This is a genomic window from Actinoplanes sp. NPDC048791, assembly GCF_040650095.1.
GTDB lineage: Bacteria > Actinomycetota > Actinomycetes > Mycobacteriales > Micromonosporaceae > Actinoplanes.
The window spans coordinates 1-2,729 of the sequence record NZ_JBEZGQ010001072.1; the positions used below are offsets into that span (position 1 = coordinate 1).

2 protein-coding genes and 1 pseudogene are annotated in these 2,729 nt (G+C 73.4%); 2 read left to right on the forward strand and 1 reads right to left on the reverse strand.

Features of this window, described 5'->3' with window-relative positions; genetic code table 11:
* A pseudogene (locus AB0C29_RS42300) lies at positions 1-239 on the forward strand (transcriptional regulator); the annotation flags it as partial.
* A gap of 14 nt (positions 240-253) precedes the next feature.
* Positions 254-1,120: an LLM class flavin-dependent oxidoreductase gene (locus AB0C29_RS42305; RefSeq protein WP_360833133.1), complete on the forward strand. Its 867-nt coding sequence runs from the start codon at positions 254-256 to the stop codon at positions 1,118-1,120.
* Between the two features lie 1,073 nt (positions 1,121-2,193).
* Here AB0C29_RS42305 and AB0C29_RS42310 read toward each other — a convergent pair.
* A complete protein-coding gene (locus AB0C29_RS42310; RefSeq protein ID WP_360833135.1) occupies positions 2,194-2,541 on the reverse strand; it encodes a hypothetical protein in 348 nt (115 codons plus the stop codon).
* Positions 2,542-2,729 lie beyond the last annotated feature (188 nt).

The following is a 2,729-nucleotide window of genomic DNA, read 5'->3' on the forward strand; positions in this document are numbered from 1 at the left end:
GCCTGCTGCGCCGGGTGCCGGACCCCCGCGACCGCCGCGAGGTCCGGCTGCTGCTCACCCCGACAGCCCAGCGCCTGCTGGAGGACCTGCGCGAACGCCGCCGGTCCGCGCTGGCCGAGGTGCTCGAACGGATGACCCCGACCAGCCGGCAGGAGCTGGTCCGGGCGATGGCGGCGTTCGACGCGGCGGCCGGCCCGGCCACGGCAACGGGCGACGAGGACGGCCTGCGCTCGGCGTGAGGTAGCGTCCTCGCGTGCGTATCGGCATCGTGATCCTTCCCGACGAACGCTGGTCCGTGGCCGGGCGGCGCTGGCGCCTGGCCGAGGAGTACGGCTTCGACCACGCCTGGACCTACGACCACCTGGGCTGGCGCGACCTCGTCGACGGCCCCTGGTTCGACGCCGTGCCGACCCTGACGGCGGCGGCGATGGTGACCCGCCGGATCCGCCTCGGCACCTTCGTGGCGTCGCCCAACTTCCGCCACCCGGTGCACTTCACCCGCGAGATCACCGCCCTGGACGACATCTCCCAGGGCCGGCTGCTGCTCGGCGTGGGCGCGGGCGGCACCGGCTTCGACTCGGCGGTGCTGGGCGGGGCCGAGCTGACCCCGAGGGAGCGGGTGGACCGCTTCGCCGAGTTCCTCGAGCTGCTCACCCGGCTGCTGGAGAACGACAAGGCCGACTTCACGGGTACGTACTACAGAGCGGTGAACGCCCGCAGCACCCCCGGCCCGGTCCAGCAGCCCCGCCCGCCGCTCGTGGTGGCGGCGAACGGCCCCCGCGCCCTGCGCCTGGCGGCCCGGTACGGCGACGGCTGGGTGACCACCGGAGCGCAGGCGGTCGACGACGAGGCGGCGTGGTGGCGGTCGGTGGCCGAGGTCAGCGCCAAGTTCACCGAAGCGGCGGGCGACCGGAAGGTGGACCGGTATCTCAACCTCGACTCGTCGCCGGTGCTGTCGCTGAGCAGCGTCGAAGCGTTCACGGACGCGGTGGGGCGGGCGGCGGAGCTGGGCTTCACCGATGTGCTGACGCACTGGCCCCGCAAGTCCAGCTGGTACGCCGGGGACGAACGCATCCTGGAAGCGGTGGCGCCGATGCTGCCGAAACTCCGTACCGCCTGAACCGGACTCACCGCAATCTTTCCGGTCCCGGCTGCCCCGGGGCGGCTATTCGCCTTACTGTCACCAGTCGCGTACGCAATGCCACCGTTAGAGATCACTCGCCGGCGGCCATTGGGCAGTGACTTTAAGGCCAGTACTCGTGGGTCTTTGACCGGCCGCCTTTAGCGGAGGCGGGACGGGCCCCGCACCCTTGCCCTGGGGCAAACGTGCCGTCCGGGCCGGACGATTCCCGATGCGCGCGTCGATAGCCGGCGGGCAGTTTCGACGGGGTCGCGGCCGGGATCACGGCACCGCTGTTACCGGAGAGGCGGGCGGCCCGTTACCGGATGCCCGGCGGATGGTCGGCGGGGCCGGTCGGCATTGGCCGGCAGGGCCGGTCGGCATCGGTCGGCATCGCTGCGGCGGCGGCCGCGAGGCCCATTCCCCGCGCCGGCCGGCCGGGATCCACCGGGGTCGGGTGCGGCTCGGGTGAACGCCGTTTCCTCGCGGACGGGCCATTCCGGAGGTGGGAGCTGCCGGTGATCGCGACGACCGCGGGGCCATTGACCGGCGCCTTTGCTGGTGCGACCAGGCTATCCACCTGGCCGGAGCAGAGCTTTTCACCGGGCCGCGGACTCAGGTTTCCATCAGGCCCGTGGGCCGGGCTTTCCGCAGGGCTTCGTGCCGGGCCGCCGGTCCGGGCTTTCCGCAGGGCATCGTGCCGGGGCCGCCGGCCCCGGCTTTCCGCCAGGCCGCCGACCGGGCTATCCAGCGAGCCGGAGTTCCGATCGGGTGGCCCATCAAGACTTCCGGCCAGTCCGCGGGCGGTCCCCCCAGGCCGTCGGCTGCGGCTTCCCACCGGACCAGCCGCAGGACTCTCCATCGGGCCACCGGCCCCGACTTCCCCACCGCTCCGGCGGCCAGGAAGCCATCAGGTCACTGAGCCTGGCCTTCCGCCGAACCGCAGCCTGGTGCCATCAGGCCGCCCATCACAGCTCCTACCGGCCGCGCGCCTCGGCGCGATGCCGGTCGGCTGTCCCGCAACGCTGAATGCATCCGTGCGGCAGCGGCGACCGCCGGCACCTTCCCGGGCGCTACTGGACGCGGCCGCTCATTGCCGTACCGGGACATGCGCCGGGGCCGGACGCAGATGCTCCGGCGACTGCCACGCCTGGCGCGGGTGCGAGGGCGAGCAGAGTCGATCCGCCCGCGACGGCCAGCGAGCCACCGATGAGGGCCGGGCGCGGACTGCTCCGCAACAGCAGCGGTCCGGCCGGGGCCATCGCGAGCAGTCCGAAGCCGAAGGTGGCGGGCAGCCAGGCCAGCGCCTCCGGGGGTACGCCGAAGTCGCCGGCCAGCAGCACGAGACACGCGCCGAGAGCGGTGATCGCGTAGCCGAGCGCCGCCTGCGCGATGCCCGCCTGCCTGACATTGCTGTCCATGCGACCACTCCTGACTGGCTCGGGTGATGCGGTCACCGGCGTGTGGGATGGGTGAACTCGGCGGGCGCGAGTCCGGCCGGGGGAGACGGGTCCGGCGGTGGTCTGGCCTGGCGGTGGTCTGGCCTGGCGGTGGTCTGGCCTGGCGGTGGTCTGGCCTGGCGGTGGTCTGGCCTGGCGGTGGTCTGGCC

Excerpts from the sequence above, each read along its gene's own strand:
- AB0C29_RS42310 (WP_360833135.1), bottom strand. The coding sequence starts at position 2,541 with ATGGACAGCAATGTCAGGCAGGCGGGCATCGCGCAGGCGGCGCTCGGC.